Here is a 6,374-nt window from a genome sequence, read left to right as displayed (position 1 = left end):
CCTTTGGTCTACCTCTTAATGCCGGTCATCTACTTTTCTAATATTTTTCTCTGACAATCTCTTCTCCTTAAATCTTCTCTCGTTTGCCAGAACTCGTTTCCCTTTTAACGGGGCGACAAAGGTAATTACTTTTTCAAAACCTCCAAAACTTTTTTCGCTTTTTTTTGAAACTTTATTGCTAAAGTTTCTGCGGCTTTGACGCGATTTTCAGTGCCGTTCCACCAGCCTTCCAACCACTCGTCTTTTACCCATAATCTTGTCACTTGAACGTTGCTTCGTTTCCAAAGCGGCTGCAAAGGTAATTCTTAATTTGTTTCTGCCAAATACTTTTTAAAGTTTTTTCGAACCGTTTCGCCGTTCCAAAGACCGAAATCTCCTTCCCAACTAACGACCCTGCCTTTGCCGTTCTGTATCCCACCGTTTCTATGAACATCGCTTCTCTCAAAGCGGCTGCAAAAGTAATCAAGGTTTTTATACTTCCAAACTTTTACACCCTTTTTAGACATCTTTTTTTCGTTGTTTTCCCTAATCAACTGAAAGCCAGATATCATCTATTTTCAAAAAAAAGTAGACGGATTGATTATTACGAGAAGAACCAAATAGGGTTACACTTCTTGTATTAAATAATTGCGATGAAATAATGCTTTTAATCAAAACAAAAAGCCCTGAAAAATAACTTCCAGGGCCTTCATATGCTTTATCTAAACTCCTGTTATTTTAAGAACAGTTCAATTACGGGGATCTCAACATTGGGTTTATTCACAGGAAGCAACAGATTTATATCATTTTCGGCATGCTTTTGCTCTATCCAATGTCCGTATGGTTTGCCGATCTTTATCTCGGAAGCATCGTGCAAGAACTGGGCATATTTCACTTTATCGCCATATCCGCGCATCAGGAAATTCTGCAATGGGTAGTCCAACAAGTGTACATACAATCGGTTTGTTTCCGGATTGTATGTTAACAATGTGTTATCCGGCGCTTCAAATTCGTCGGGCGCCTGCGTACAATTATATATCGACCTGCTGTTATACTTCATCCACTCTCCCATTTCAACGAGCGCTTTATCCGCACGCTCATCAAAAGTACCCCGGGCAGTTGGCCCTACATTTAACAACAGGTTGCCTCCTTTACTTACCGACTCTATTAATAATACAAGCAACTGTTTATTGTCTTTCCATGTATGCTCGTCGCGATAATAGCCCCACGAACCGGAAAACGTCTGGCAGGTTTCCCAGGGAATTCGCACTCCATTCTCTTCGGGCCATTTATCCACCTTAAACTGTTCGGGTGTTGTAAAATCCCATCCGCCCTGATAATCTTTCAGGTCGGCACGGTCGTTAACAATAATACCCGGCTGTAACTCACGAACCATTTTCATGAGATCGATCGATCCCCAATCGTCTCTTCCCTTTCCAAACTCTCCCGGAAAAGAATAATCCAGCCAAAGAATATCGATCTGTCCGTAATTAGTTAATATCTCGCGAACCTGGTTTTTCAAATATTCACGATAAATACTCATATCACGATCTTTATTCAGCTCATCGTACTCTTCTTTTGAAGATGCACTTTGCGGATGAACCCGGTCAATAGTATATTCAGGATGATGCCAGTCGATTAAGGAATAATAAAATCCGATTCCAAGGCCTTCGGCACGAAAAGCATCCACCCATTGTTTTATTATATCCCTACCATACGGCGTATTCATAACATTATAATCGGTGTAATCTGATGCGAACATATTAAAACCTTCGTGATGTTTGGTAGTAATAACTGCATATTTCATTCCGGCAGCTTTGGCCTTTTTTGCCCATTCTGACGGATCAAAAAGATCAGGATTAAAAATCTCGAAGTATTTCTGGTAATCTTCATCCGAAATTCGTTCACGTTTTTTTACCCACTCGTGACGCGCTGCCTGCGCATACAACCCCCAGTGAATAAACATTCCGAAACGTGCATCGGTCCACCACTTCATTCGTTCGACTTTTTGCTCCGGGGTTTCATTCCAAATTTTCTTTTGCGAGAATGCCAACTGGTTCAAAACCGCTATCAGCATAATCAATAAAATTGCTTTTTTCATACTTTTTGGTTTAGCTTATATATTATTATGTAATAACATCGAATTCCGCAATTCCAACTTTGCCATTCTCTTCGGCCGGAGACAATGCCGTGAATTTAATATAGCGTGCATTTACCGGAGCAAAACTATTTGTTTGCCAAACCGGGCTGTTTCGAATATTGGAAAACTCACCTTCTGCAACCGGCTGTTTCCAGCTTTTACCATCGTTACTTAAATACAACTTGTAATTAAATATGATACCGGGATTGAAACGTTGCTGATCGGGCAGGTATTTAAACCCGGTAATGACCAGACTTTCCCCAAGGTCGAAAATAAAATCGACAGGCGCTGATTCTCCAATTGTAAACGCCGTATTTTCATTTCCATCGAAAATCAGGTTTGTCTTTTCTGCATCTTTATATTTCCCAACTACTTTCCATTTTGTTTTAGGAACATCAAACTCAGCGACCGAAACTGTGCTCATTGTGTTTTCATTCGGATCAACAACAATGGCTTTTACGGTTGCTTTCTGAGATAATTCAAACGGCGTATTGTATTTTAATGAATTAAGATCAGGCTCCGTTCCATCAACAGTATAATAGATATTAAGTCCATTATCAAAAGCCTCGATATTAACAATACCCTCTTTCGTTCTCGAAATTTTAGGTTCAACAATAACTTTTGGCGCATGGTAAATGCCGATTTTTGTGATGACGGGACTGGCTTTTGAATCATTAACGGTAAAGCGAACTTTCGAAGCAGCAGTTTCCGGCAGTCGCAAAATACGTTTTCTACCGATTGTAGTTTGAGAATCGATCTCCTCCCACTTATTATTAATATATGCCTCTACCAAAAATGCCTTAACACGCTGTCCCAATCGAATATCTTCCTGAACGAGGAAACGATTAAAGGTTGTTTCTTCACCCAGATCAATGGTTAATGATGCCTGAATAACGTCATCGTCGGTAGCCCAATAGGTATCCGGATCATTATCGGTAACGTTGGCGGCTTTATACTTCTTTGAATTACCCCTTACGTTTGTGGCTTCTGCAATTTTTCCGGCGGCAAGATCGTTGGCAAAATCAACTTTTACTGCTTCGGCCAGTTTTAGAATTTGTTCTTCATCCTTTTCATGAATCAAGCCGCGAGTGTCAACCGGGAAATTAATGAGCAGCGAACCATTTCGGCCTATACTATTATAATATATATCGAGCAGCTGCGGCAAAGTTTTCACTTTGTGATCTTCGTATTTATGATAATACCAACCCGGACGGATAGACACATCAACCTCAGCCGGCACCCAGTGCGTTCCATTCTCCTGCCCCTTGCTGTATTTTTTTGAATATTCAGGCATCCCACCGTAAATCTCATCGCGTAATAAGTTTGACCATGTGGTTGGATAAGCATATCCATTTTCATTACCGACCCATCTTACATCAGGTCCTGCATCAGAGAAGATTACGGCGTTAGGTTGTAACTCGCGAATAATCCTATAGGTATTTTCCCAGTCGTAATAAGTAAGTTTATCCACCCGACGTTCTTCATTGGCACCACCGTAATAACCGGTTCCACCGTTGGCACCATCAAACCAAACTTCAAAAACATCGCCGTAGTTGGTCATCAACTCACGCAACTGTGCTCTGAAAATCTCGATGTATTTATCGTTTCCGTATTCCGGATTATTACGATCCCATGGCGACAGATAAAGCCCCAGTTTTAAACCGTATTCTTTACACGCATCAGCTAATTCCTGTACCACATCTCCTTCCCCATTTCTCCATGAAGAACTTTTAACCGAATGCTCAGTAGTAGCCGTAGGCCACAAACAAAATCCATCGTGGTGTTTAGCTGTAAGAATAATTCCTTTCATTCCGGCTTCCTTACAAATCCGTGCCCACTGGCGGCAATCCAATTCGGTTGGATTAAACGTATCGGGATCTTCATCACCAAAGCCCCATTCCATATCGGAAAAGGTATTCATATTAAAATGAACAAACGCATAATATTCCATGTCATTCCACGCCAATTGTCTTTCAGAAGGCACGGGTAATACGGGTTCCGGAGGAGCTACATTACTGCATGAAACAGAAATTAACAGTACAAATAGCCCAAATAATCTGTTGGTCATTGGTTTTAGATTTTAATATTTTTATAAACTTGATAAATATATAATGAATATTTGAAAAAGCTGTTTTATCTCAAGACAAACATGAGATGCTATCAATATAAGAATCAAGTGTAGATTGATCTGAACTCCTCACAACAAAATTGGCGAGGAAACTGATCCCAATAAGAACATTTCTATTACCTGGCTCACCTTCACTGCCGGCAGGCAATAGTGGTAAACTCTCCTAAGTCCACCCCAACAGTCATAAATCGGGAGACATTATTCATAAGCATGCATATAGTAAATAGCCAGCAGTTATTGCAGATTGAAATAAAAAGTCATCAAATACTTAAAATACGCAACAAAAAGAATAACATAATTACGATTTTTATTAAAATACTTTTCTGTATTTATTTTTCCATTACGGGAGTTATGTCCCAAAATGAAACGATAAAACAGAATGCCAATCTCACCCATATATCTATAAATGAGCTACTTATTACTAATGGCATACTGATTGCATAATTAAAGCACGAACGTACTAAACATTATTGTAGATTAAAATGGACGAAGCAAACTACAAATTAAAATTTGGTTTTTATTATATTAAGTCATAATTTGCATAAGTAATTTATTGATTCTGAAATTTAAAGAAGGTAAAAAATAAGGGGTTATTTAATCTTTCCGCAAATTTCATATCAACAGTTTTATTAGGCAAATCAGACGAGTGTTAGTGAACATTTGTATTGTGATGCTTCTGACTTTATGTAAAAGAATTAAGCAACTATTAAACAACATCGATATGAAAAAAATTCTACCCAAATCAAATTTAACACGGACCCTACTACTTGGGTTGGTGTTTTTATTTTTAGGAGTGATCGAATCAGAGGCACAATCCTTCATCGATTTACTTCAAAGTGATGATTGCCAACCTGCTGATTCAACGGTGAATTGTACCGCAAATTCAGCTGATGTGGTTGGAGCATACATAGGTTTTGAAAACGGGGATGAAATTACCGACGATAATATTGTCGGTATTGATTCTGCTGACGCTTATGTTTTTATTAACGTAGAAAAAACCGGGAAAAAATATGATTTATTCGCCCAGTTTAATTTAATCGTTTACAAGAACGATGGCACAAAAGAAGATGATTTTATTCAGGCTCATGCAGCTGGCGAAATACAAACCAATAAATATAAAATATACCAACCAATACCTGGTTATATTATCAATGGAGAGATAAATAGTTTGGTTGGTCTTGAAAATATGATCGTTGGGTGGGATAATACCGACGACAATACACCTACATGTTTAACAGGAAATTACTCTGCGTGTAATGCTCAAATTGAAGATATTGTTGCACAAGGACCATTTATTGTAGTTCCTAATCCTGGTAAAATAAGTTGTAATGGAGAAACTACTTCTGTAGAATTCATAGTAAGTGGTGGTACAGCTCCTTACAGTGTTACTTTTAATAGCATACCGTTATCCACAAACTCTACTGCCATTTTTAATAATGTAAGTGCTGGTAGCTACACATGGACGGCCACAGATTCTGATGGACATTCTGATGGTGGTACCTTAACTATCGGTGAACCAGATGCTATTACTGCAAGCTATTCAATAACTACCCCCATTAGTTGCTCGGGAGGATTCGCTACTATTGACATTGATGGAGATGGTGGTACTGGCACATTGACTTATTCTGTTGACGGGACTCCAAATACCACTGGAATTTTTGTTGTTACTGCCGGAAATGGACAAGCCTATTCAATAATTGATGCTAATGGTTGCCTTTTCGAAGGTACTTTTGATGTGACACCTGGGGATGGAGAGGCACCAGAAATTACAGGAACCCTTACCACAATAAACGACGAAGGATGTAGTCCAGCTGACGCAACTCCAGCCACAAATACTTTGGCTTACCTTACCGCTAACGGTTTAATAATTACAGATGCGAGTGGTACGGATAATCTTGTTGTTACCAGCTCTGATGCTGAACCAACCGGCGAATGCCCCTGGACAATTATCAGAACTTATACTGTTACCGATGCTTGCGGAAACGATACTACTGCTCAGCAAACTATTACTGTTGACGATACTCAGGCTCCTGCAATTACAGGAACCCTCACTGCAATCAACGACGAAGGATGTAGCCCTGCTGATGCAACTCCTGCTACAAATACTTTGGCTTACCTTACCGCTAA

General features: G+C 39.3%; 3 protein-coding genes. 1 reads left to right on the top strand and 2 read right to left on the bottom strand.

Annotated elements, in window-relative coordinates; all coding sequences use genetic code 11:
* Nucleotides 1-712: 712 nt before the first annotated feature.
* Together LH29_RS23415 and LH29_RS23410 are read right to left on the bottom strand one after the other, a co-directional pair.
* Complete coding sequence (locus tag LH29_RS23415; RefSeq protein WP_045033891.1) at nt 713-2,080, bottom strand: alpha-L-fucosidase; 1,368 nt, start codon at nt 2,078-2,080, stop codon at nt 713-715.
* 25 nt (nt 2,081-2,105) lie between these two features.
* A complete protein-coding gene (locus LH29_RS23410) occupies nt 2,106-4,187 on the bottom strand; it encodes an alpha-L-fucosidase (protein WP_045033889.1) in 2,082 nt (693 codons plus the stop codon).
* Nucleotides 4,188-4,968: 781 nt separating this feature from the next.
* On the opposite strand from LH29_RS23410, the gene LH29_RS23405 reads away from it, so the two are divergent.
* Nucleotides 4,969-6,374 (top strand): hypothetical protein (locus tag LH29_RS23405; protein ID WP_157493819.1); only part of this gene is annotated, 1,406 nt, incomplete at its 3' end.

Source organism: Draconibacterium sediminis (genome assembly GCF_000949475.1).
Taxonomy (GTDB): Bacteria; Bacteroidota; Bacteroidia; order Bacteroidales; family Prolixibacteraceae; genus Draconibacterium; species Draconibacterium sediminis.
The sequence above is the reverse complement of the archived record's forward strand: the minus strand, read 5'-3'. Positions and strand labels throughout refer to the sequence as shown.